At 63.7% G+C, this 21,961-nt stretch carries 20 protein-coding genes; 7 read left to right on the top strand and 13 right to left on the bottom strand.

The window, feature by feature from the left end:
• Positions 1 to 56 precede the first annotated feature (56 nt).
• Positions 57 to 1,850 carry a bifunctional diguanylate cyclase/phosphodiesterase gene (locus LUB09_RS18135; protein WP_231423329.1) on the top strand — a complete coding sequence of 598 codons (1,794 nt, stop codon included), beginning with the start codon at positions 57 to 59 and terminating at the stop codon, positions 1,848 to 1,850.
• Here LUB09_RS18135 and LUB09_RS18140 read toward each other — a convergent pair.
• From LUB09_RS18140 to LUB09_RS18155, 4 genes are all read right to left on the bottom strand, one after another.
• A complete protein-coding gene (locus LUB09_RS18140) occupies positions 1,823 to 2,194 on the bottom strand; it encodes a hypothetical protein (protein ID WP_209980783.1) in 372 nt (123 codons plus the stop codon). The genes LUB09_RS18135 and LUB09_RS18140 overlap by 28 nt on opposite strands.
• Complete coding sequence (locus LUB09_RS18145) at positions 2,191 to 2,532, bottom strand: helix-turn-helix domain-containing protein (RefSeq protein WP_231423262.1); 342 nt, start codon at positions 2,530 to 2,532, stop codon at positions 2,191 to 2,193. The genes LUB09_RS18140 and LUB09_RS18145 overlap by 4 nt, the downstream gene beginning before the upstream one ends.
• A gap of 106 nt (positions 2,533 to 2,638) precedes the next feature.
• Positions 2,639 to 3,097, bottom strand: coding sequence for a YkvA family protein (locus tag LUB09_RS18150; protein ID WP_209980778.1), 459 nt, complete (start codon positions 3,095 to 3,097; stop codon positions 2,639 to 2,641).
• A 310-nt stretch (positions 3,098 to 3,407) separates the two neighbouring features.
• Positions 3,408 to 4,148, bottom strand: a complete 741-nt coding sequence (locus tag LUB09_RS18155) for an FKBP-type peptidyl-prolyl cis-trans isomerase (protein ID WP_057008231.1) — start codon at positions 4,146 to 4,148, stop codon at positions 3,408 to 3,410.
• A 257-nt stretch (positions 4,149 to 4,405) separates the two neighbouring features.
• Between LUB09_RS18155 and LUB09_RS18160 the strand changes: the two genes are divergently transcribed.
• The 3 genes from LUB09_RS18160 to LUB09_RS18170 all read left to right on the top strand — a co-directional run bounded on the left by LUB09_RS18160 (position 4,406) and on the right by LUB09_RS18170 (position 8,320).
• Positions 4,406 to 6,214: a c-type cytochrome gene (locus LUB09_RS18160; protein ID WP_231423263.1), complete on the top strand. Its 1,809-nt coding sequence runs from the start codon at positions 4,406 to 4,408 to the stop codon at positions 6,212 to 6,214.
• Positions 6,211 to 7,380 carry a catalase family protein gene (locus LUB09_RS18165; RefSeq protein ID WP_231423264.1) on the top strand — a complete coding sequence of 390 codons (1,170 nt, stop codon included), beginning with the start codon at positions 6,211 to 6,213 and terminating at the stop codon, positions 7,378 to 7,380. The genes LUB09_RS18160 and LUB09_RS18165 overlap by 4 nt, the downstream gene beginning before the upstream one ends.
• Positions 7,381 to 7,708: 328 nt before the next feature.
• The gene (locus tag LUB09_RS18170; protein WP_231423265.1) at positions 7,709 to 8,320 is read left to right on the top strand and encodes a TetR/AcrR family transcriptional regulator; all 612 of its coding nucleotides are present in this window, start codon (positions 7,709 to 7,711) and stop codon (positions 8,318 to 8,320) included.
• Between the two features lie 36 nt (positions 8,321 to 8,356).
• Here LUB09_RS18170 and LUB09_RS18175 read toward each other — a convergent pair whose 3' ends face one another.
• The 3 genes from LUB09_RS18175 to LUB09_RS18185 form a co-directional block, all read right to left on the bottom strand.
• A complete protein-coding gene (locus LUB09_RS18175; RefSeq protein WP_231423266.1) occupies positions 8,357 to 9,460 on the bottom strand; it encodes a polyamine ABC transporter substrate-binding protein in 1,104 nt (367 codons plus the stop codon).
• Between the two features lie 37 nt (positions 9,461 to 9,497).
• Positions 9,498 to 10,835 carry an alginate export family protein gene (locus tag LUB09_RS18180; RefSeq protein ID WP_231423267.1) on the bottom strand — a complete coding sequence of 446 codons (1,338 nt, stop codon included), beginning with the start codon at positions 10,833 to 10,835 and terminating at the stop codon, positions 9,498 to 9,500.
• Positions 10,836 to 10,953: 118 nt separating this feature from the next.
• Positions 10,954 to 12,216, bottom strand: a complete 1,263-nt coding sequence (locus tag LUB09_RS18185) for a serine hydrolase domain-containing protein (RefSeq protein WP_231423269.1) — start codon at positions 12,214 to 12,216, stop codon at positions 10,954 to 10,956.
• A 257-nt stretch (positions 12,217 to 12,473) separates the two neighbouring features.
• On the opposite strand from LUB09_RS18185, the gene LUB09_RS18190 reads away from it, so the two are divergent.
• A complete protein-coding gene (locus LUB09_RS18190) occupies positions 12,474 to 13,514 on the top strand; it encodes an aromatic ring-hydroxylating dioxygenase subunit alpha (RefSeq protein ID WP_231423272.1) in 1,041 nt (346 codons plus the stop codon).
• Positions 13,511 to 14,461: a PDR/VanB family oxidoreductase gene (locus tag LUB09_RS18195; protein ID WP_231423274.1), complete on the top strand. Its 951-nt coding sequence runs from the start codon at positions 13,511 to 13,513 to the stop codon at positions 14,459 to 14,461. Before LUB09_RS18190 ends, LUB09_RS18195 begins: the two co-directional genes overlap by 4 nt.
• Before the next feature lie 6 nt (positions 14,462 to 14,467).
• On the opposite strand, the gene LUB09_RS18200 is transcribed toward LUB09_RS18195, so the two are convergent.
• From LUB09_RS18200 to LUB09_RS18215, 4 genes are all read right to left on the bottom strand, one after another.
• Positions 14,468 to 15,181 carry a GntR family transcriptional regulator gene (locus tag LUB09_RS18200; protein WP_057008247.1) on the bottom strand — a complete coding sequence of 238 codons (714 nt, stop codon included), beginning with the start codon at positions 15,179 to 15,181 and terminating at the stop codon, positions 14,468 to 14,470.
• A 62-nt stretch (positions 15,182 to 15,243) separates the two neighbouring features.
• A complete protein-coding gene (locus tag LUB09_RS18205; protein ID WP_231423277.1) occupies positions 15,244 to 17,106 on the bottom strand; it encodes a feruloyl-CoA synthase in 1,863 nt (620 codons plus the stop codon).
• Positions 17,107 to 17,167: 61 nt separating this feature from the next.
• A complete protein-coding gene (locus LUB09_RS18210; RefSeq protein ID WP_231423278.1) occupies positions 17,168 to 18,616 on the bottom strand; it encodes an aldehyde dehydrogenase in 1,449 nt (482 codons plus the stop codon).
• Positions 18,617 to 18,690: 74 nt separating this feature from the next.
• On the bottom strand, positions 18,691 to 19,521 hold the full coding sequence (locus tag LUB09_RS18215) for a p-hydroxycinnamoyl CoA hydratase/lyase (protein ID WP_003231934.1): 831 nt from the start codon (positions 19,519 to 19,521) through the stop codon (positions 18,691 to 18,693).
• Positions 19,522 to 19,709: 188 nt separating this feature from the next.
• Here LUB09_RS18215 and LUB09_RS18220 point away from each other — a divergent pair, with 188 nt between their 5' ends.
• Entirely contained in the window at positions 19,710 to 20,168 is a 459-nt protein-coding gene (locus tag LUB09_RS18220; RefSeq protein WP_209980757.1) for a MarR family winged helix-turn-helix transcriptional regulator, read from the top strand.
• Between the two features lie 6 nt (positions 20,169 to 20,174).
• On the opposite strand, the gene LUB09_RS18225 is transcribed toward LUB09_RS18220, so the two are convergent.
• Together LUB09_RS18225 and LUB09_RS18230 are read right to left on the bottom strand one after the other, a co-directional pair.
• Positions 20,175 to 21,122, bottom strand: coding sequence for a SphA family protein (locus tag LUB09_RS18225; protein ID WP_231423279.1), 948 nt, complete (start codon positions 21,120 to 21,122; stop codon positions 20,175 to 20,177).
• A 71-nt stretch (positions 21,123 to 21,193) separates the two neighbouring features.
• The gene (locus LUB09_RS18230) at positions 21,194 to 21,961 is read right to left on the bottom strand and encodes a coniferyl-alcohol dehydrogenase (protein WP_209980752.1); all 768 of its coding nucleotides are present in this window, start codon (positions 21,959 to 21,961) and stop codon (positions 21,194 to 21,196) included.

Below are 21,961 nucleotides of genomic sequence, written 5' to 3' on the forward strand. Positions count from 1 at the left end.
GAAATGAAGGACTGCATGCTCACCGCATGCGGTCCTTTTTTTTGACCGAGATCGCCATGACCATGATCGAACAGCTGAATGCACTGGGCGCTATCCTGGCTCAAGGCAGTTTGCACAGCTTGTTCCAACCGATTGTCTGCCTCTCCGAACGACGCATCCTCGGCTATGAAGCCTTGAGCCGTGGCCCGTCCAACAGCACGCTGCACTCCCCCGTCGCCCTGTTCGCCGTGGCCGGCCAGGCCGGGCGCCTCAGCGAACTGGAAATGGCCTGCCGCACGAGTGCCTGTCGGCGCTTCAGCGAGCAGAAGTTGCCGGGCAAGCTGTTCCTGAATATCTCACCGCACTCGCTGATGGAGACGGCGCACCAGCCTGGGCGCACCCTGCAACTGCTGCGCGAATTCGGTATCCCGCCGAGCCAGGTGGTGATCGAACTCACCGAGCAGACGCCCACCGACGATTTCGACCTGCTGCAGAAGGCGCTGCATCATTATCGCGACATGGGCTTTGCCATCGCGCTCGACGACCTCGGCGCCGGCTATTCCAGCCTGCGCCTGTGGTCGGAACTGCGCCCGGACTACGTGAAGATCGACCGGCACTTTATCGACGGCATTCACCAGGATGCGCTCAAGCGCGAGTTCGTCGGCTCGATATTGCAGATCGCCAGGGCGTCCCGTGCCCAGGTGATTGCCGAGGGCATTGAACTGCCGGAAGAATTGGCGGTGCTGACGGAAATGGGCGTCGACCTGGTCCAGGGCTACTTGCTCTGCAGGCCTCAGGAACATCCGCCGCAGGAAGCGCGCCTGATGCTGCCCAAGCCGGACAATGCCAACGTCGCCCTCAATGAAGAGGCCGGCGACCTCAGCGCATTGCTCAACGAGCAGCCGGCCGTGCATCAGGACACCGCGACCGCAAAGGTGCTCGAGGCCTTTCGCCGCCAGGCCAACCTCAATTCCCTGGCCGTGCTCAATGGGCTGGGTCAACCGATTGGCATCGTGCACCGGCATTCGCTGTCGGACGCGCTGCTCAAGCCGTTTGCCACCGATCTGTTCGCGCGCAAGCCGATCAGCCGGCTGATGAGCGCAGACTTTCTGGCGGTGGAACTGAGCCAGTCCTTGCAGCAGGTCAGTCGCTTGCTCACCAGCCGCGCGCGGCAACGCATCGAAGAAGACTTCATCATCACCCTGAACGGCGACTACCTGGGCCTGGGTCGAGTGATCGATGTGCTCAAGCTGATCACCGAGTTGAAAATCCAGCAGGCGCGCCATGCCAACCCGCTGACCCTGCTACCCGGCAATGTGCCGATCCAGCAATGCCTGACGCGGTTGCTGCATCAGCAGCGTGAGTCGGTGATCTGCTACGTGGATATCGACAGCTTCAAGCCATTCAACGATATCTATGGTTATGGACGCGGGGATGAAGTGTTGCTGTGCCTGGCGCAATGCCTCAACGATCGGGTCGACCCCAGCCGTGATTTTGTCGGGCATATCGGCGGTGATGATTTTTTGCTGGTGCTGGGCCCGCAGGACTGGCGCAAGCGGCTCAATCAACTGCTGGATGACTTCCACACCCAATGCCGGCGCTTTTACCGCGCCGAACACCTTGATGCGGGCTGCTTCGTGGCCCTCAACCGCCAGGGCGTGCGGCAGGAATTTGCGCTGTTGTCGCTGTCCATCGGCGTGGTGCACTTATACCCACAGGCCTGTGCGCAACTGGATGCAAGCCGGTTGGCGGAACTGGCGTCCCAGGCCAAGCACCACGCCAAGGACGTGGCGGGCTACAGCATCCATGTGATCAACAGCATGGACGCGCTGGCGCAGACGCCTCAGGCCTCGGCGGACTCCGGGTATTGATACTCGAACACCCGCACCACTTCCGACGCATGCCAGGAGGCAGCCGCCACGCCATCGGAGGGCCCGCTGAAACGCCCGAGACGCTCGGCGCACTCGAAGAACCCGGTGCGCGGCAGACGGCTGGCGCCCTGGCTGATCACCAGGGAACTGCGCAATGGCTGATCGGCCTTGGCGTCGAGAGCGGCCAGATGCTCCAGGGCGGCGGCCAGGGTCTGCATGGCCGGCGAAGGAAATTGCAGACGCTCGAGCAGCGCGCGGTAGGTCAGCAGGTGACGCTGGCGGCGCGCCTGGTCGAGTTCGTTGAGTAGCCCGTCCCAGTGTTGACGGCTGATACGCAGGCTCACGATTCATCTCTCCAGCCGGCAACGCCCAATTCCCAGGCAAGACTGCGGCGGATTGCGGCATCGGGCTGGCGCTCGCCACTTTCGATCAAACCAAGGTATGACGGGCTGATGCCCACGGTGCGCGCCAGGGTTTCAATGGCCAGGCCCTTGGTTTCGCGCAGACCGCGCAGGTCGGCAAGCGCGCGCTGGTCCTCTGCGGGAGCGGCCTGGGGATTGGACGAGAGCGGCGCTGGCGTGGGTCGCTGCGAACCGGCGGCGGCTAACAGCGCCTGGTACTGATCCCAAGGCAAGACCGCGTATTCGGGCTCGCCATTGCGTGAAATTATCTGAATATCCATGACTGCCCCGTAGGATAAAAACACTTACCAGGTAAGCACTTTCCTTAAGTACCTTCCCGGGGAGTGTAATCCTAACTGCCGTAAAGGTCGCCGGGGGATCACCGCCTCAGGCGTTTTTTTGCCGCTGCTCGCTGGCCAGCAGCGCAGCGGTCGCCGGAAGCCGCTCAACCACCGCGAGCTTTTCCGGACGCTGGGCGTCACGCCACGCGCGAAAGGCGCTCAGTTCGCCGTCCAGGGTCTTCATGACCCACGCCAGCACGGCAATGTCATCGAACATGCCGAACATCGGGATAAAGTCCGGGATCGCATCAATCGGGCTGAGGAAGTACATCAGCCCCGCCACCACCGAGATCAACGCCTTGGGGCTGATTGCGCGGTACTCGCCGCGCCAGTATGCCAGGCACAGACCCTGCAGCAGTTTCAGGTCATCCTTGAGCTTGCCCAGACGATTGCCCTGGCTTGAGCCTTTGGCGGCGACGGCAAACAACAACGTGGGCAGACGGCCACGGCCCAGCAGCCGCGCGGCGATGGGCAGGAAACGGGTGAAGTTGAAGGGTGGTCTCATGTGTCACTCCAGTTCCATGCGAATGAAAGGTTATCCACACAAATTGTGGATAACCTTGTGAACAGAGCCTTTTTTTTCGGCTCAAAGCCACGCCCCGCAAGGCTCGCAGTCAGATCGGGCGTTTTTTGCGCACATAAAAAACCCCAAGATTTCATTGACTTGGTGGTGATGTGCGGTTACCCCTGCTCGGGTCTTACGTGTGACTGTGCGCCAGAGCCCGGGTTCGATCAGATTTACAGCCGCAGCATTTTCCAATCGGCAGAAACGACAACGCCCCGTCGAAACGGGGCGTTGTCTGTTCAGACGCCGATTACTTCTTGGCGGCAGGTGCAGCAGGTGCGGCAGGCGCTTCAGCCTTGGCCGGGTCTTTGATACCCAGCAGCTCCAGGTCGAATACCAGCACCGAGTTGGCCGGGATAGCCGGGCTCGGGCTCTGGGCGCCGTAGGCCAGGTCGGACGGAATGTACAACTCGACCTTCTCGCCAACGTGCATCAATTGCAGGCCTTCGACCCAACCCGGAATCACGCCGCTGACCGGCAGGTCAATCGGGCTGCCGCGATCCACGGAGCTGTCAAAGGTGGTGCCGTTGGTGAGCTTGCCGGTGTAGTGCACAGTCACCACGTCGGTCGGCTTGGGCTGAGGACCGTCGGCCTTTTTCACGATCTTGTACTGCAGACCGGAAGCGGTGGTCACCACGCCGTCTTTCTTGGCGTTTTCTTCGAGGAATTTCTTGCCGGCGGTTGCCGACTCTTCGCTCATCTTGGTCATGCGTTCTTCAGCGCGCTTTTGCAGAGCGGCAAACGCTTCAACCAGTTCGTCGTCTTTGAGCTTCTGTTCTTTCTTGCCGACGGCATCTTCGATGCCCTGGGCTACGGCTTTGGAATCCAGGTCATCCATGCCTTCCTGGGCGAGACTCTTGCCCATGTTCAGGCCGATGCCGTAGGAAGCTTTCTGCGCCGGGGTTTTCAGCTCTACGCTGGTCTGCGAATCACAACCCGCAAGTACCAGGCCAACCAGGGCCACCGCCGCCGCCAACCGATGCTGTTTCATGCTATTTCCTTGTTCATGCGCCAATAGGGCATTTGAATAAAGTCGCGAGCTTATCAGCCGGCCACGACCAATGGCTACCGGCATGTGAGCGGGAATCGCCTGATAAGTTCACGTGTTTAAAAGCATTTTCATTCATGATGCGGGCCCGCGACGGATCGCGGAGCGCCCTGACGCACATTCATGGCCACTTGCCGCACCTGTGGCGTAGTGGCATAACAGCGCTACCGTTCGACAAGACCGAGACAAGGATAGCCCTCTTGCGCATTTTCTCCCGTGCCTTACTTCTGCTTCTTATCGCCCTGGGCCTGCTCCTGGGCGTGGTGCTCTACTACATCGTCAACCCCAGGCTGCCCGATTACGTGCCCGTGGAGCAGGTGCGCTACCAGGACCAATGGAGCGCCACCGACCGCCAGACCTACTACTTCACGCCCCAGGGCACCCAGGTCAAGGGCCTGCATTACGACTGGTTCACCGCCCTCGAACTGCCGTTCTCCGAACAGCGCTTTGCCGCCCCCGAGTACCTGGCGCGCTTCGGCTTCCTCGTGGACCCCAAACAAGTGCCCACCGCGCAGAACCCCGGCAACCTGCCAGTCGGTTTCGCCCGGCATAAAAACGCTGACAGCAACGTTGAATACCTGGACATCACCTGCGCCGCCTGCCACACCGGCGAGCTGCATTTCAAAGGCCAGGCCCTGCGCATCGACGGCGGCTCGGCGCAACACGTGTTGCCCTCCAGCGTACCCACCCTGCGCGGCGGCAGTTTCGGCCAGGCCCTGGTGGCAAGCCTTGCGGCCACCTATTACAACCCGTGGAAATTCGAACGCTTCGCCCGTCAGGTGCTGGGGGATCGTTATGAAGCCGAACACCGCCAACTGCGCGAGGCCTTCAAACAGTCCCTCAACCGGTTTATCACGGTCGCCTGGAACGACACCCATCGCGGCCTCTACCCCACCCAGGAAGGCCCCGGCCGTACCGATGCGTTCGGCCGCATCGCCAATGCCAGCTTTGGCGATGCGCTTTCCCCGGACAACTACCGCATCGCCAATGCGCCCGTGGACTACCCGCAGCTGTGGGACATCTGGACCTTCGACTGGGTGCAATGGAACGGCTCGGCCCAACAACCCATGGCGCGCAATATCGGCGAAGCCCTGGGCGTGGGCGCGACCCTGGACTTTTTCGACAGCGCCGGCCAGCCGCTGCAGGGCCAGGCCCGTTACCCGTCCAGCGTACGCGTGCGCGACCTGCACCTGATCGAAGAAACCCTGCAACGCCTCAAGCCGCCCACCTGGCCGCAAGACCTGTTCGGCGCCATCGACAAACCGCTCGCCGCCCAGGGCCGCGCGCTCTTTGCCGAAAACTGCGCCGCCTGCCACGTGCCCACCGTCACCCAGGAACCGGGCCGGGCGGTGCAGCACCTGCAAATGCTCACCGTCGACTACATCGGCACCGATCCCACCGCCGCCACTAACATCGCCGACCAGCGCTACGACCTCAGCGCGCTGCAATGGGACAGCGCAGAACTGGCCGCACTCAATGTGCAACTGCACCCCAGGCAAAGCGAACCGCTGGACCTGAAAAGCATGTCCGTGGCCAAGGGTCTGGCCTACGTCACCGCCTACGTCGAAGACCACGCCTACCGTGCCGCCGGCGTCACCCCGGCCGAGCGCCCGAACCTGGACGGTTTCGATCAACCCATCGGCGTGCGCGAACTGCGTGCCTACAAGGCGCGGCCACTGGCCGGTGTGTGGGCCACCCCGCCGTTCCTGCACAACGGCTCGGTGCCCACGCTCTACCAACTGCTCTCGCCCCAGGACGAGCGCAGCGTCACCTTCTATAAAGGCACCTTCGCCTATGACCCGCGCCATCTCGGGTTTGAAACCGGCGCATTCAAGAATGCCTTCCTGTTCGATACCAACATCACCGGCAACCACAACAGCGGCCACGAATTTCGTGACGGCAAGCGTGGCGACGGCGTTATCGGCCGTGGCCTGCTGCCGCAGGAACGCTGGGCGCTGCTGGAATACCTGAAAGTGCTGGGCGGCCCGCTGGAGCAACAACTGCCATGATTATCCGATCGCAATACAACCAACGTTCACTGCTCGCCCGCCTCTGGCTGCGCCTGGGCGCCTTGCTCGGCAAAACCCTGCTGTGGCTGGTGGGGCTGGGACTGCTGGGCTGGCTGGCGGCAACCGCCTGGTACGCCTGGCAGCACAGCGGCCCGGTGTCACCGAACGAGCAGATTCCGCCCGGCGAGGCGGCGATGACCCAGGGCATCATCCAGACCGCCGTGCGCATCGTCGACCAGCACCGCGAAGGCACGCGCTACCTGCGCGACGCCCATGCCAAGGCCCACGGCTGCGTGAAGGCCGAAGTCAGCGTGCTGGCCGACCTTGACCCGGCCTTGCGCCAGGGCGTATTTGCCGAACCCGGCAAAACCTGGCAAGCGACGATCCGCCTGTCCAACGGCAACGCCTACCCGCAGTTCGACAGCATCCGCGACGCGCGAGGCATGGCCCTCAAGTTGTTGGACGTTCCGGGCAAGCAGTTGATGGCCGATCAGCAGGCGCGCACGGAGCAGGACTTCGTGATGTTCAGCCATCCGAACTTCTTCGTCAGTGACGTGGCCGAATACGCACAGAATATCGGCGCCCAGGCGGACGGCAAGAAAATCCAGGCATTCTTCCCCAGCCTCGACCCGCGCAGTTGGCAGGTGCGCCACCTGTTCATCGCCCTGGCGACCCTGGCCCCCGCGCCGGCCAGCCCCACGCAGACCACCTATTTCTCTGTTTCACCGTATAAATTCGGCGCGGCCAACGCCAAATTCCGCGTGGCGCCCGACCCGCACAGTTGCCCGCAATACGCGCTGCCCAAGCAGAACGAGGACCTGCCGAACTTCCTGCGCAGCGCCCTCAACCAGCAGTTGTCCACCGACCGTGTGGCGGCCTGCTTTGTGTTGCAGATCCAGCGGCAGAACCCGCAGAAGTTCATGCCGATCGAGGACACCAGCATCGAGTGGAAGGAAAGCGACGCGCCCTACGAGACCGTGGCCAACGTGCGGATTCCCGCGCAGGATTTCGACACCCCGGCGTTGAATCTGGCGTGCGACAACCAGTCGTTCAACCCCTGGTTCGGCGTGGAAGCACACCGCCCCATCGGCGGCATCAACCGGCTGCGCAAAGCCGTGTACGAAGCCGTCAGCGATTACCGCCACAGCCGCAACACTTCACCCTAAGGGATGGCAAGGTCAAGTTGCAGGCGCAAAGGCACCAGTCACAGGTGATCGCGCCTTTCCACGCGCGGCCGCTTTTGAGCATCGACTGGTTGGCACGGTCGCGCACCAGTTGCATCCAGCCGGCGCGCAACGTGATCAGTTCGCCGTCAAAGCGCCCCGGGGTCAATTGGCAATTTCCATTCCCCCTGGAGCGCCCGCAGGCACGCTGTGCCGAAATCGGCTAGTGCCTCCGCAAAAAAATGAGCGCTTTAAAGTTTTTACCCCGTAAAGTATTTTCACAGCACTGCCGGGGCCGACTGCCCCGCTCTTTACCCGACAAGGATCTTGCGTGAGCGGACTGCGTGAACGGCAACGGCTCGAACGCCGCCAAGCCATCAGTACAGCGGCGATCGAACTGTTCGAACGCCAGGGTTACCAGAACACCACCATCGAACAGATCGCCAACCAGGCGGGCGTTTCGGCGCCCACGGTGTTCAAATACTTCGGCAACAAGCAGGAAATCATCCTGGAAATCCTGCACGAGGCCGACCGCCGCGCCCTGCACGACACACGGCGCCTGATGCCGGCCATGGACGACCCGGTGGACGCGCTCTGCTACCTGGAAAAACTGCTCACCAACTATGCGCTCGAGGTCATGCACCCCAACCTGTGGCGCGAGCTGCTGCCGTTGATCCTGTTCGGCGGCGAAAGCGAATTGCCCGCCGGCTACCGCACCATGAACGATGCGTTGCGTGGGCAAATCAGTGGCCTGCTGCGCGAGCTGCAACAGGCCGGCAAGCTGCGCGGTGATTTGGACGTCGACCTCGCGGCGTTCCTGCTCAACGACTACGCGCACCTGCAGTTGTTGCGCCTGGTCAGCCAGACCCCGCCAGACATCGAATCCCACTCCAGCCAGGTGCGCCGCATCACTGACCTGCTGTTCCAGGGCATGCGCACCTGAAGTCGCGTCAGCCAGTGCAGCCGACCGTTGCGCTGTTCAGCGGTTGGTCTTGATGGTGGTCCATACGCGGGTGCGGACACGCTCGATCGCCGCCGGCATCGGTTGCAGGGGGAACAGGGTTTTGCGCGCCGCGTCGGGAATGTACATGTTCGGGTCGTTGCGAATCTCGGCGTTGACCATTTCCGTCGAGTCCTTGTTGGGGTTCGGGTAACCGATTCGGTTGCTGATCAGAGCGATCACTTCCGGACGCAGGATATAGTTGATAAACGCGTAGGCCTCTGCCGCATGCGGCGCATTTTTCGGCACCGTCATCACGTCCGACCACATCGGCGCGCCCTCCATGGGCAACGCCATCGCCACCTTGACGCCCTTGCCTGCCGCGTCCGCCAGTCGCTTGGCCAGGGCCACACCGCCGGACCAGCCCACCGCCACACAGACATCATCGTTGGCCAGGTCCATGCCGTATCGCGAGGAGTTGAAGTAGGTGACATAGGGGCGGATCTTGAGCATCAACTGCTGCGCCTGGGTGTAGTCCTCACGCTTCTGGCTGTTGGGATCCAGACCCAGATAGTGCAAGGCGATGGGCAGAATCTCATTGCCGGCGTCGAGGAAGCCGACGCCGCAGCCGGTCATTTTTTTCAGGTTCTCTTCCTTGAAGATCATGTCCCAGGTGTTCATCTGCACATCCGCGCCGAAGATTTTCTGAATCTTGTCGACGTTGTAACCAATCAGCGTGGTGCCCCACAGGTAAGGCACGGCGTAACGATTGCCGGGGTCACCCACCGCCTCCAGAGAGGTCATGAATTGCGGGTCGAGGTGTTTCCAGTTGGGCAACTGGCTGCGGTCCAGCGGCTGGATGGCGCCAGCGGTGATCAGATTGCTGATGTAGGAGCTGCCGGGAAATACCACGTCGTAGCCGGAGTTGCCGGTCAGCAATTTGGCTTGCAGCGTCTCGACACTGTCGAACACATCGTAGATCGGGTGAATGCCGGTCTCTTGTTCGAAGTTCTTGAGGATTTCAGGCGGCAGGTACTCGATCCAGTTATAGATGCGCACCGTGCGCTCCTCGGCCAGGCACCAGCCGCTGCACAGCCAGGCGATGGCGACGCCCAGCACGGTATTACGCAAAGACTTGTTCATGCACACACTCCTGCGCGGCCGCAATGGCTCGCGGCGCTCAATAACGGTAGGTGAAGTAGAGTTCCAGGGCACTGAATTTCTGGTCATCGCCGAACACTTGCCTGGCCGCCGCCAGCGGTTTGACCCAGTTGTAGGAGAGTGAGGTGTAGAAGGACGGCGTGGGGGTCCAGTCGAGAAACACCACGCTTTCATCGGCAAAGCGCCGGTCGTTGACCGCCGCGCCCATGTAGTTTTTCTCGTCGAGCCAGAACTGATAGTGGATCGCGCCCAGGGTAAGGGTCTGGCTCAGGTGCGTCTTGAGCGAGAACTGCTGGACGTTTTCATTGCTGTTGAACAACAGGTAGTTGCCGACCACATCGCCCACCAGCCAGGTGCCCCAGTCGATGAAGCCCTTGCTCAACGGGTCCCAGGCCTTCTGCCGGTTGTCGCCCAGGTTGTCGTCCCCGGAAAAGCTTGCGTAGCGATAGCCGAGGATCGGCGTCAGCGGCAGGTCGCCAAAGGCGTAGTCGGCCTGGGCGTACCAGGCGTTGGCCGCGTAGTCGACGCCCTCGCCGCTGCCGCGTTCCACCGCGTATTCGGCGTTCAGGGTCAGCGGCGCGATGCCCGGCACCCTGGCATTCAGCGCGCGCAGGTTGTACACCTGCATGCCGTCGCGGCGCCTTGGCAAGGTGCTGCCCCGTGGGCCGAGGGCGTTGACCTTGAGCGCCATTGCACCCAGGGTCACCTGGTCATCGAGGTTGTAGTCGAGGTTGACCCCGGTCATGCGAAAGTCGCCCAGGTCATCGTCGGTGCGCAGGCTGAACACCTGGCTCTTCAGCGCGCCATGGTCCCAGGCGAGGATCGCCGAGTCCTTGAACGCGGTGCGCGGGCTGAGCCAATAGGCGCCGTCCTTGAACTGGTCGAGGTTGCCATCCATCACGATGAAACCGGTGCCGACCTTGTAGTTCTGGCGCCCGGCAGTGAATGTCCACTCGCCGACCCGCACCCCGCCGAACAGCTCTTCGGTGGCCACCCGGCCATCGGAGCTGCGGCTAAAGCCGCCGGCGTCGCCATCGCCGAAGGTGGTGGCGGCCACCACCGACGCGCCGCCGAGCAGGCTGACGTCGGGGTTCAGCGCGTAGTTGAAGGTGATACCGGGCTTGACGTAGAACTCCTGCCAGCCAATCGAACTGCCGTCATTGCGTCCGTTGCGCTGGTCGACCCGGCCGCTGCCGAAGTTGACGTTGCGCGTGGTGATGCTGGCGCCGCCGGCGGTGAGGTTGACCTCGCCCTTGAGGTCGCCGTCCTCGAAGGTATAGCCCGCAAGGGCGACCTGGGCGCTCAGGGGCAGACTCACCGCCACCAGCGCGCGGGTAAAACGCGTCGTGAAATACATCGTGAAGCTCCTGTGTCGTTATTGTTGTACAGGGCAGTTGCAGGCGGCGCAGTACGCCGCCAACACCTGGGCAAGCCAGGTGGAATCCAGACGCTGGATCGTTATTGTTGAAAGGGTCTCAGCGCGTCAGGTGCGCCGCGATGGCGCGCAGCATGCGCACGCTGTCGGCATCGACCGGGCCGACCGCCTCGGGCAGCGATGACTGCTTGACGATCACCACACGGGACGGTTTGTCGATGAACAGGTATTGGCCATGGATGCCGCCCGCCATCAGCGCCTGACTGTGGTCATTGAACACGTACCACTGGCTGCGGTAGGACGCGCCGGGGGCCCACTCGGCGAACTCCGGATTGGCCGCGTAGATCGCCGGGTCCGCGCCCCTGGCGATGCGCGCGATGGCCTCGCTTGGCAGCAACTGGTCGCCGTTGTGGCGGCCGTCATTGGCCAGCAATCGGCCGAAACGCGCCATGTCGCGCAGGGTCGCGCTGAAGCCGGCGCCGGCCACGCTGCGGCCCCAGGGGTCGGCCATGAAGTAGCCGTCGCGCTCGCAACCCAGTTGGCTCCAGACCCTTTGCAACAGCTGCGCGCAGGGCACGCCCGAGGCACGCTCCATGACCCAGGCCAGCGCCTCGGTGGCAGCGGTCACGTAGTGGAAGAACCCGCCGTGCTCGCCGCGTTTGCGCAGCGACGGCAGGTATTGGTAGAGGGATTCAAACTCGCGAAACTGGCTCGGCGCCGGGTTGAAGCCGCAGGCGTAGCCGTATTGCGAACTCTCGGACGTCGGGTCGTCGTACACCTCGCGGTAGTCGATGCCCACGGCCATGTCGAACAGCTGGCGCACCGTCGCATCCCCGAAGGCGCTGCACGCAAGCTCCGGCACGTAGCTGCCGACCAATCGCGTCGGGTCGAGCACGGTCTCGCTGACCAGCTGTTCGCCGAGCACGCCGATCAGCGACTTGGTCACCGAAAACATGATGTGCCGATCGTCCGGCCGCTGGCCGTTGAAGTAACGCTCGAACAGCACCTGATCGCCCTGCAGCACCAGCAGGCCGTCGGTGTGACTGGCCTTGAGGTGGTCGAGCACGCTGATGCTCAGGCCGCAGACGCTGTCAAAGTGCAGCGCGTCCAGCGTCTGGGGCGCTTCGATCAGCGGCGCGCACGGGCCACGCCCGGCCTGCACATCGATCGAGGGACGCAAGCGCGCCAGGTGACGAAACCCCCAGCGGTTGAACGGCGGGCGCATCCAGTTATCCCAGGTCACGCGCTGCTCCGGCGCGGCGGGAAACCCCTGCATCAGGCGCGGTGCGGGTGGCTCGGTCGGTGAAGATTCATTGGCCTCGACATACAGCCTGACGAGTAAAGGGACGGCGTTCTGGCTCATCTCTGTGATCCTGGAAATGACTCTGCGTGAGAGCAGATGCAGGAAAATAATTACGCTTATTAATTATTTTAGTCAATAAAATATTTAACAGATATTTCATAAAAGCTGGACTTTTATGGATCCAATAAGACATAAAAAATTGGCCGATAATCGCCCGTATTTTCCATGAAACCTTAAAATACAGAATTGACCGGAAAACCTACCGCGCCTCTAATGGATCCATTAAATAAAAACAACGACCAGCCTGGAGAACCGTCATGTACCCAAAAAACACGTGGTATGTCGCCTGCACCCCCGATGAACTGGTACACAAACCCCTCGGCCGGCACATCTGCGGGGAAAAGCTGGTGTTTTATCGAGACCAGACGAATCAGGTCAGAGCCCTTGAAGACTTCTGTCCCCACCGTGGTGCGCCGCTCTCTCTGGGCTATGTCGAAAACGGAAACCTGGTGTGCGGCTATCACGGCCTGGTGATGGGCGGCGATGGCAAAACCGTGGAAATGCCCGGCCAGCGGGTACGCGGTTTTCCCTGCAACAAGGCGTTCGCCGCCGTTGAGCGTCACGGCTTTATCTGGGTGTGGCCCGGCGATCAGGAGCAGGCCGACCCCGCGCTGATTCCGCACCTGGAATGGGCCGACAGCGACCAATGGGCTTACGGCGGCGGGCTGTTCGACATCCAGTGCGACTACCGCTTGATGATCGACAACCTGATGGACCTGACCCACGAAACCTACGTGCACGCCTCCAGCATCGGCCAGAAGGAAATCGACGAAGCGCCACCCGTGACCACCGTAGAGGGCGATGAGGTGGTGACCGCCCGGCACATGCAGAACATCATGGCGCCGCCCTTCTGGCGCATGGCGCTGCGCGGCAACCAGCTGGCCGACGATGTGCCCGTGGACCGCTGGCAGATCTGCCGCTTCACCCCGCCCAGCCACGTGATGATCGAAGTCGGCGTGGCCCACGCCGGCAAGGGTGGCTACCACGCCGCGCCGGAACACAAGGCGGCGAGCATCGTGGTGGATTTCATCACCCCGCAGACCGACACCTCGATCTGGTATTTCTGGGGCATGGCGCGCAATTTCCAGCCCCACGACGAGGCGCTGACCGCCAGTATCCGCGAAGGCCAGGGCAAGATTTTCAGCGAAGACCTGGAGATGCTCGAACGCCAGCAACAGAACCTGCTGGCACACCCCACGCGCAACCTGCTCAAGCTGAATATCGATGCCGGAGGCGTGCAGTCACGCAAGATTCTCGAACGCCTGATCGCCAGGGAACGCGCCGGAGAACCGACATGATCGAGGTCGTGGTGACGTCCCGCAACGACGAGGCGCTGGACATTTGCAGCTATGAGCTGACCCGCGTCGACGGCACGCCGCTGCCGGCGTTCAGCGCCGGGTCCCACATCGACGTGCACTTGCCAGGCGGCCTGGTGCGTCAGTATTCGCTGTGCAATCCCCCTCGGGAGCGCCACCGTTACCAGATCGGCGTGCTCAAGGATCCTGCCACGCGCGGCGGCTCGCGCGGCCTGCACGAGCAGGTGCAGGTCGGCACGCACCTGAGCATCAGCGAACCGCGCAACCTGTTCCCCCTCGCCTTACAGGCGCGACGCAGCCTGCTGTTTGCCGGCGGCATCGGCATCACCCCGATCCTGTGCATGGCCGAACAGCTGGCCGAGGCCGGCGCCGACTTCGAACTGCATTACTGCGCCCGCGCCAGTGAGCGCGCAGCGTTTGTGCAGCGGCTCAAGGCATCGGCATTTGCCGAGCGGGTATTCCTGCATTTTGACGCACAACCGCACACCGCCCTCAACGCTGCCGAGGTGCTCGCCACCCCGGCCGATGATGTGCATCTGTACGTGTGCGGGCCCGGCGGCTTCATGCAGCATGTGCTCGACAGCGCACGCGCCCAGGGCTGGCAGGAGGACTGCCTGCACCGCGAGTATTTCTCGGCGCCGGCTGTGGACGGAGGTCTTGACGGCGCGTTTGCGGTGCAGGTCGCCAGCAGCGGTGAGGTGTTCGACATACCGGCCGACAAGAGCGTGGTGCAGGTCCTGCAAAGCCACGGCATCGAGATTGCCGTGTCCTGCGAACAAGGGATTTGTGGCACCTGTCTGACCCGCGTGCTCGACGGCATTCCCGAGCACCGCGACCTGTTTCTCACCGAGCAGGAGCAGGCGTTGAACGATCAGTTCACGCCGTGCTGCTCGCGCGCGAAAACCGCGCTGCTGGTGCTGGATATCTGACCCGCCTCAGGCCGACGGCACAATGACCTTGATCCGCTCGCGGGCGGTGGCGGCGCTGAAGATCTCGGCATAGCGCAAGGTCGCGTTGGCATGCTCGCGCATGATCGCCTCGGCCCGCGCGCCCTGGCGATTGACCAGCGCATCGAACACCGAGTGATGCTGCAGGTGGGCGTAGTTGAAACGGCGGTACTCGCGCGCCATGTCCTCGCGGTCGATGGCCAGCGCGGTGACGGAAGCGAACGGCAGATGATCGTTGCGTGCCAGCGCGTCGGTGATTGCCGGGTTGTGGCTGCCGGCGACGATGACCTGATGAAAACGCATGTTCAGGTCGTGATAGACCTCCAGGTCGTCCTCGGTGACATAGCCCTTCTCGAACAGTTGATCGCCCTCCACCAGGCAGCGCTCCAGCGCGCGCCGCGCCTCATCGGACAGCCCATGCTCGGCGGCCTGACGCGCCGCGAGCCCCTCAAGCACGCCACGCACTTCGACGGCGCCGGCGATATCGCTGGGGCTGACCGAACGCACCTGATACCCGCGCCCGCCAAAGGGCACCAGCAGCCCTTCCTGTTCGAGGGTGCGAAAGGCCATGCGCACCGGCATGCGCGACACGCCGAAGCGCTGCGCGGTGGGCACTTCCAGCAGCCGTTCGCCCGCCGCCAGCTCTCCGCTGGCAATCATCTTGCGCAGTGCAACCAGCACCAATTGACCGGGCTTGCTCATCCAGGCAGCTTCCAGAAAAACACGGGCTGCCATAGTACCGCAGCGCAGTACCGCAGCGCGCGTCAGGCGCGCAGGACTGTGGGGTCTTCGCCGCGATACAGCGCCTCGACCCGCGCCGCGCGCCATTGCAGCACCGCACGCTGGTTGATCGAGCCCTTGTCGGTGATCTCCCCTCGGTCGATGGACGCCGGCTCGTCGAGCAAGGCAATCCACTCTACGCGGCTGGCGTTGCCGGTCGCTTCGCGATTGAGCCGCTGCAGCCAGTCGCCGAACCACTGGCGCACCGCCGCGCTGGCCAGCACTTGGGCGTCGCTGGCGTCGGCGTGCAAACCTGCCAGCCGCCGGCACTCGTAGAGCCTGGGGAAGACCAGCGCGCCGAGGCACTCGCGGTCCGGCGCGGTGATCACCAGGTCCTGCACATAGGGCGAGCCTTCGAGCACCGCGCGATTGCGCAACGGCCCGACGCTGACGAACACCCCGGAAGACAGCTTGAAATCCTCGGCGATGCGCCCGTCGAACATCAACCCCAACTGCGGCTGCTGCGCATCCGCGAGCTTGATCGCGTCCCCCGAACAGTAAAAACCTCGCTCGTCGAACACCTCGGCGGTCTGCTCCGGCGCGCGCCAGTAGCCCGGCATGATGTGCGGCCCGCGAAAGCGCCCTTCCAGCTTGCCGTCCACCGGCACCAGGCATACTTCGCAGCCCGGCGCGGGCAAACCGATGTAGCCGGCCATGGACAACGGCCCGGTGGTGAAGGTGCAGGACGGCGCGGCTTCGGTCATGCCCAGCCCGGCCATCATGCGGATGCGCTCACCGCAGTGTTGTTCGGCCACGCGGTCGAGGCGATCCCAGATACTTTGCGACAGGCCGGCGGCGGCAAAGAAGAACAGTTTCATGCGCGCAAAAAACCGCTCGCGCAGTTCGCCGTCCTGCTCCAGGGCATTGACCAGTTCTTCCCAGCCCTTGGGCACGGTGAGGTAGGCCGTGGGCGACACCTCCTTGAGGTTGAGCAGGGTCTGGGCGAAACCCTGGGCCGTGGGCTTGCCGTCATCGAGGTAAAAGGTGCCGCCGTTGTAGAGCACGATGCCGACGTTGTGGCTGCCGCCAAAGGTGTGGTTCCACGGCAGCCAGTCCACCAGCACCGGCGGCTCCTCGCCAAACACCGGAAAGGTCTGCAACAGCATTTGCTGGTTGGCGCAGAGCATGCGCTGGGTGGTGACCACCGCCTTGGGCAGCTTGGTGGAGCCGGAGGTGAACAGGAACTTGGCGATGCTGTCCGGCCCCGTGGCCTCGAACGCCGCCTCGGCCGCCTGCCCGCCCGAGGTTTGCAGCAGGCTGGCGAACGCCGTGCAGGGACGCCCCGGCACCTCGCCGCGCACCGTGATCAGCGGCGTCGTGGCCGGCAATACCGCCTCGATCGCGCGCCGGTAGGCGGCGGCATCGCTGACGAACACCAGCCCCGGTTGCAGCAGATCGCACACGTGCCGCAGCTTGGCGAAATCCTGGGACAACAACGCGTACGCCGGCGACACCGGGCTGTAGGGAATGCCGGCATACATCGCGCCGAGCGCCATCTGCAGGTGCTCGATGTCGTTGCCCGAAAGCAACGCCAGCGGCTTCTGCGCCGACAGCCCGTAACCGAGCAGGCTCTGGGCAATCGCGCGCACGCTGTCGAGCATTTCCCTGTAGCTGACGTGGCGCCAGTCACCGCCGGCCTGGCGCGCCGCGATAAACGTCTGCGCGGGGCGCACCTGCGCCCAGTGCACCAGCCGGTCAAGCAGGCGCGGCGGCAGCGGCGCCAGGGGTTCGAGCGAGCGCATGTGCAGCACGCCGTGTTCTTCAGTGATCGCCACCGGCGCTTGGCCGATGGACACGTCGCGGTAGCGCGGTGCGGGCTGGGATTGCGATCTGAATTCGGAACTCACGGGGGATGTCCTCTGCCTTTTTTGGGGATGTACAGGGCCACCGCAACGCGGCGGCGCCGGCTCAGATCGGGTAATGCCGTGGGCCGTTCTGCAACGTCACCCAGCGCAACTGGGTGAAGTGCTCGATCGCGGCCTTGCCGCCAAAACTGCCGTAGCCACTGGACTTGACGCCACCGAAAGGCATCTGCGCCTCGTCGTGCACGGTGGGGCCGTTGATATGGCAGATGCCCGATTCCACCCGTTGCGCGAGCGCCAGCGCACGCCCGGTGTCACGGCTGAAGATCGCCGCCGACAGCCCGAACTCGGAGTCGTTGGCCAGGCGCAGCAGCGCCTCGTCACCGTCACCGCGCAACAGCACCGCCACCGGGCCGAACGACTCTTCGCGGTACAGGCGCATCGCGTCGGTGACCCCATCGATCAGGGTCGGCTGCAAAATGCTGCCCTGCAGTTGCCCACCTGCCACCAGCCGCGCGCCCTTGGCCAGGGCATCGTCGATCAGCGCCTTGATGCGCGTGCCGGCGCTGGCATCCACCAGCGAGCCGAGCACCGAATCCGCCGCGGCGGGGTCGCCGGCCGGCAAGGTCGCGAGCTTGGCCGCCAGCTGGGTCACGAAACGGTCGGCGACGCTGGCGTCGACAATCAGGCGCTCGGTCGACATGCAGATCTGCCCCTGATTGAAATACGCGCCAAAGGCCGCCGCCGCCACGGCGGCGTCGAGGTCGGCGTCATCGAGCACCAGCAGCGGCGCCTTGCCGCCCAGCTCCAGCAGCGCCGGCTTGAGGTGCCGCGCCGACAGTTCGCCGACGATTCGCCCCACATGGGTCGAGCCGGTGAAATTAACCCGGCGCACAGCCGGGTTGGCGATCAACCGCTCGACAATCGCGGCGGCATCGGCGGGGGCGTTGCTGATCACATTGACCACGCCATCGCCCAGCCCGGCGTCCTGCAGCACCTGGCCGATCAGGCGGTGCACCGCCGGGCTCAACTCGGAAGCCTTGAGCACCACGGTATTGCCGCAGGCCAGCGGCATGGCGATGGCCCGCGTGGCGAGGATCACCGGCGCATTCCACGGTGCAATGCCCAGCACCACGCCGCAGGGCTGACGCAAGGCCATGGCGAAACTGCCGGGCACATCGGAGGGGATTACGTCGCCGGTGATCTGGGTGGTCATCGACGCCGCTTCGCGCAGCATGTTGGCGGCCAGGCGCACGTTGAACGCGTACCAGTTGGCCATGGCGCCGGTTTCGCCAGCGGCGGCGATGAATTCGGCGCTGCGCGCCTGCAGCTGTTCGGCGGCGTTGAGCAGGCGGGTGCGACGCTCGTTGGGCGCCAGCGCCGCCCACGCGGGGAACGCGGCCTGGGCGGCGGCGACAGCCGCGTCGGCATCTTCCAGGGTGGCGGCGGCGACCCGCGACACGACGTCGCCGGTCACCGGGTTACAGCGTTCGAAGGTTCGGCCGTCGCTGGCAGGACGCGACTGGCCGCCGATCAACAGGGGCACATCCAGCATGCTGATTCCTCTTTTTGTCGTTATCGGGAATACGTTCAAGCAGGTTTGCGAGGGGCGGCCGGTGGCCGCTGCGCTCAGCGTTTATAGGTCTGCAGGCCAGGCTTGATGCTCTTGTCGTCGAGGAACTGTTTCATGCCCTGCTCGCGGCCGCCTTCGGTATCGAGCAAACGCGACTGATCGAGCTTGGCATAGAGGTAATCCTCGTTCTGCTCCCAGGTCAGTTCGCGGCACCGCTTGAAGCCATGCTTGGCCGCACGCAGCACCACCGGGTTTTTCTCCAGCAGGTTGCGCGCCAGTTCGAGGGTAACTTCCCGCAGTTGCGCCAGCGGCACGCTCTCGTTGACCAGGCCCATTTCGGCGGCTTTCTGCCCGCCGAACGTCTTGCCGGTCATGATGTAGTACAGCGACTGGCGATGGCCCACGGTGTCGGCCATGGCCTTGCTCACCAGGTTGCCCGGCGGGATGCCCCAGTTGATTTCCGAGAGACCGAAGGTGGCTTCGTCGGCGCAGATCGCCAGGTCGCAAGCCACCAGCGGGCTGAAGCCACCGCCGAAGCACCAGCCGTTGACCATGGCAATGGTGGGCTTGGCGTACATGCGCAGCAGTTTCCATTGCCATTGCGAGGCTTCGCGGCGGATTTTTTCCTGGAGGATTTCCGGGCCGGCATCCACCTCGCGAAAATATTCCTTGAGGTCCATGCCGGCGGTCCACGCCTCGCCGGCACCGGTCAGCACCAGCACACCGGCGTCTGGATCCTGCTCCAGGGTTTCCAGCACATCGATCATTTCCCGGTTGAGGGTGGGGCTCATCGCATTGCGTTTTTCCGGACGATTGAGGATGACCCAGGCGATGCCTTGCTCGATCTCAACCTTGACAGTGCTCCAACGACCTTCGTAATTGCTCATGGCGGTACGCTCTTGTTCTGGGAGTGAAGATGCTTCGAAACTAAACCGCAAATATAGTTATGTCAATTAACTATTAATCCAAATATTGCCTGCTTTTTTGCCTTTGTATAACGCCGGCATAGCCACGGCGCGCCAACCCCGGCAAACTGCATAGCCTTCATAACCACCCTTCCGAGGATTGCATCGCAATGGCCAAGCCCTCCCCCATCGCCGACATGCCGCCGCCGCTGGATTCGGCGCTGGACGACCTGATCGGCTACGCCATCCGCCGCGCCCAGCTCAAGCTGTTCCAGAACCTGATCGGCCGGCTGGCCGAACACGACCTGCGTCCCGCGCAGTTCTCGGCCCTGGCGATCATCGAACAGAACCCCGGCCTGATGCAGACCGACCTCGCCCGCGCGCTGGCCATCGAACCGCCGCAAGTGGTGCCGCTGCTGAACAAGCTCGAAAGCCGCGCCCTCGCCGTGCGCCTGCGCTGCAAGCCGGACAAGCGCTCCTACGGAATCTTCCTCAGCAAGAGCGGCGAAACCCTGCTCAAAACGCTCAAGGACATCGCCGCCCAGAGCGACCTGGACGCCACCGCCGCGCTGGACAGCGAGGAACGCGCCACCCTGCTGCGCCTGCTGAAGAAGGTGTATCAGGACTGAATGCCCCTAGAACTTGTGCAGCCAGTTGAGCACCAGCTTGTTGCCCTGGGTGCGGTTCTCGGCCTGCTGCTCGAAGTAGGCGTTCACCGACAGCACATTCTCCTTGCTGAACCCATAGACCAGCCCCGGGCCGATGGCCCAGACCTTTTCCCGCCGCCCGCTGACGGCATGGCCGTCCACCTCGGTGTCGGTGATCTGTTTGAGCCAGTAGCCGTTGAGGCCCACGCTCAGTTGCTCGCTCACGGCATATTGCAGGGTCAGGTTGGCATGCAGCGCCTGGCCGGCCTGGGTGTTGGAGACGTCGCCGAAGCCTGCCTGCGGCTCGTCGTTTTTGCCGTTCCACAGGTACATGAAACGCCCGCTGGCCGACCACGCGGGGCTGAACCAGTAGGTCGCCGCGTAGTACGGGTTGAATGACCAGAAGTTGCTGCCCGGGTTGATCGAGCGCGTGCGGTCATAGGCGCCCACCGGTATCGACACATCGGCCTCCACGCGCTGGGTCAGCAAGGGGCTGCCATCGGCCCGGCTCAGGGTCGGCAGTTGCACAAACGCGCCGAGCGTCAGGTCGCCAAAGCCTGCGCGCGAACTCAGCGCCGCGTTGTTCAAGCCATCGTTCACCTCGGCGTGGGCCAGGGAGGTGTTGATCAGGGTGAAGCCGGGCATTGCGCCGTTGGCCAGGGGCTTACCGACGTAGATGATCTGCGTGGTCGGCGCCACCACTTCCACGTCCTGTCGCGGCAGGGCCAGTTTGTTGCCGTTGGCGTCATTGAAGCGACTGGCACGGCTGTAAGTCAGGTATTCCTCCAGGTACCAGCCGGGGCCCGCCGGGGCCGGGGAGCCGTCGTAGAAACTGGTGGTGCCCAGGTTGAGCCCGGGCAAGTCATAGGCATGGGTCGCCGCCGACACGGCGATCAACGTCACGGCCGCAGCCGCCCGCAAGATAGGCTTGAGCATCTTGTATGTCCTGTATTTTTGTTGTTGTTCAAGACCCCCGGTGCAGGGTTCCACACCGGGGTTGGCTGCGCTTATACGTAGGTGGCTGCCAGCCCGCCATCCACCGGCAGGTTGACCCCATTGACCCAGCGCGAAGCATCCGAACAGAGGAAGGCGATCACCGCCGCCACCTCATCGGCCAGGGCTGGACGGGTCATGCGCTGGTTGTCGCGGGCCACGCGCTCCGGGCCGAGCATGCTGACGAAATCGCCAAGGATCGGCGTAAACACCGGCCCCGGCGCCACGCAGTTGATGCGCACCCCAAGATCGCGAAACCAGCCTTGGGCCTGCTGGTAACTCCAGACAATCAGCGCTTCCTTGAAATACTGATAACAGGTGGCCTGTTCCACCGGATTGGCCGCCAGCCACTGCTGCCCGGCGGCAAAGCTGTCGGTGGCGGCCAGCGACGTGTGCTGCTCCAGGCGCTGCGGCCATTGCGCGCCAAGGATCGAGGCGACATTGACCACACTGGCACCCGCCGGCATACGCGGCAGCAGCGCCTGGGTGAGGTGGCGCACCCCCAGGTAATTGACCTGCGCCACCGTGTGCGCCGGCGCCGTGCCGGGCACGCCGGCAATGTTGCACAGCGCGTCGACCCGCGCCGGCAAGCGCGCCACCAGCGCGTCGATGCTCGCCGCATCGCCGAGGTCGGCATGCAGGAAGCCATCCAGGGTCAGGTGCGGCTCCGCGCGATCGACACCGATCACCGTCGCGCCCTGGAACCGCGCCAGCCGCGCCACTTCGGCGCCAATGCCGGAGGCGACGCCGGTGACAATCAAGGTTTTGTTATGCAGGTTCAT

The sequence above is a fragment of the Pseudomonas sp. Leaf59 genome, from assembly GCF_920984685.1.
GTDB lineage: Bacteria > Pseudomonadota > Gammaproteobacteria > Pseudomonadales > Pseudomonadaceae > Aquipseudomonas.

Excerpts from the sequence above, each read along its gene's own strand:
- LUB09_RS18135 (WP_231423329.1), top strand. The coding sequence starts at position 57 with ATGACCATGATCGAACAGCTGAATGCACTGGGCGCTATCCTGGCTCAA.
- LUB09_RS18145 (WP_231423262.1), bottom strand. The coding sequence starts at position 2,532 with ATGGATATTCAGATAATTTCACGCAATGGCGAGCCCGAATACGCGGTC.
- LUB09_RS18150 (WP_209980778.1), bottom strand. The coding sequence starts at position 3,097 with ATGAGACCACCCTTCAACTTCACCCGTTTCCTGCCCATCGCCGCGCGG.
- LUB09_RS18155 (WP_057008231.1), bottom strand. The coding sequence starts at position 4,148 with ATGAAACAGCATCGGTTGGCGGCGGCGGTGGCCCTGGTTGGCCTGGTA.
- LUB09_RS18165 (WP_231423264.1), top strand. The coding sequence starts at position 6,211 with ATGATTATCCGATCGCAATACAACCAACGTTCACTGCTCGCCCGCCTC.
- LUB09_RS18175 (WP_231423266.1), bottom strand. The coding sequence starts at position 9,460 with ATGAACAAGTCTTTGCGTAATACCGTGCTGGGCGTCGCCATCGCCTGG.
- LUB09_RS18180 (WP_231423267.1), bottom strand. The coding sequence starts at position 10,835 with ATGTATTTCACGACGCGTTTTACCCGCGCGCTGGTGGCGGTGAGTCTG.
- LUB09_RS18185 (WP_231423269.1), bottom strand. The coding sequence starts at position 12,216 with ATGAGCCAGAACGCCGTCCCTTTACTCGTCAGGCTGTATGTCGAGGCC.
- LUB09_RS18190 (WP_231423272.1), top strand. The coding sequence starts at position 12,474 with ATGTACCCAAAAAACACGTGGTATGTCGCCTGCACCCCCGATGAACTG.
- LUB09_RS18195 (WP_231423274.1), top strand. The coding sequence starts at position 13,511 with ATGATCGAGGTCGTGGTGACGTCCCGCAACGACGAGGCGCTGGACATT.
- LUB09_RS18200 (WP_057008247.1), bottom strand. The coding sequence starts at position 15,181 with ATGAGCAAGCCCGGTCAATTGGTGCTGGTTGCACTGCGCAAGATGATT.
- LUB09_RS18210 (WP_231423278.1), bottom strand. The coding sequence starts at position 18,616 with ATGCTGGATGTGCCCCTGTTGATCGGCGGCCAGTCGCGTCCTGCCAGC.
- LUB09_RS18215 (WP_003231934.1), bottom strand. The coding sequence starts at position 19,521 with ATGAGCAATTACGAAGGTCGTTGGAGCACTGTCAAGGTTGAGATCGAG.
- LUB09_RS18220 (WP_209980757.1), top strand. The coding sequence starts at position 19,710 with ATGGCCAAGCCCTCCCCCATCGCCGACATGCCGCCGCCGCTGGATTCG.
- LUB09_RS18225 (WP_231423279.1), bottom strand. The coding sequence starts at position 21,122 with ATGCTCAAGCCTATCTTGCGGGCGGCTGCGGCCGTGACGTTGATCGCC.
- LUB09_RS18230 (WP_209980752.1), bottom strand. The coding sequence starts at position 21,961 with ATGAACCTGCATAACAAAACCTTGATTGTCACCGGCGTCGCCTCCGGC.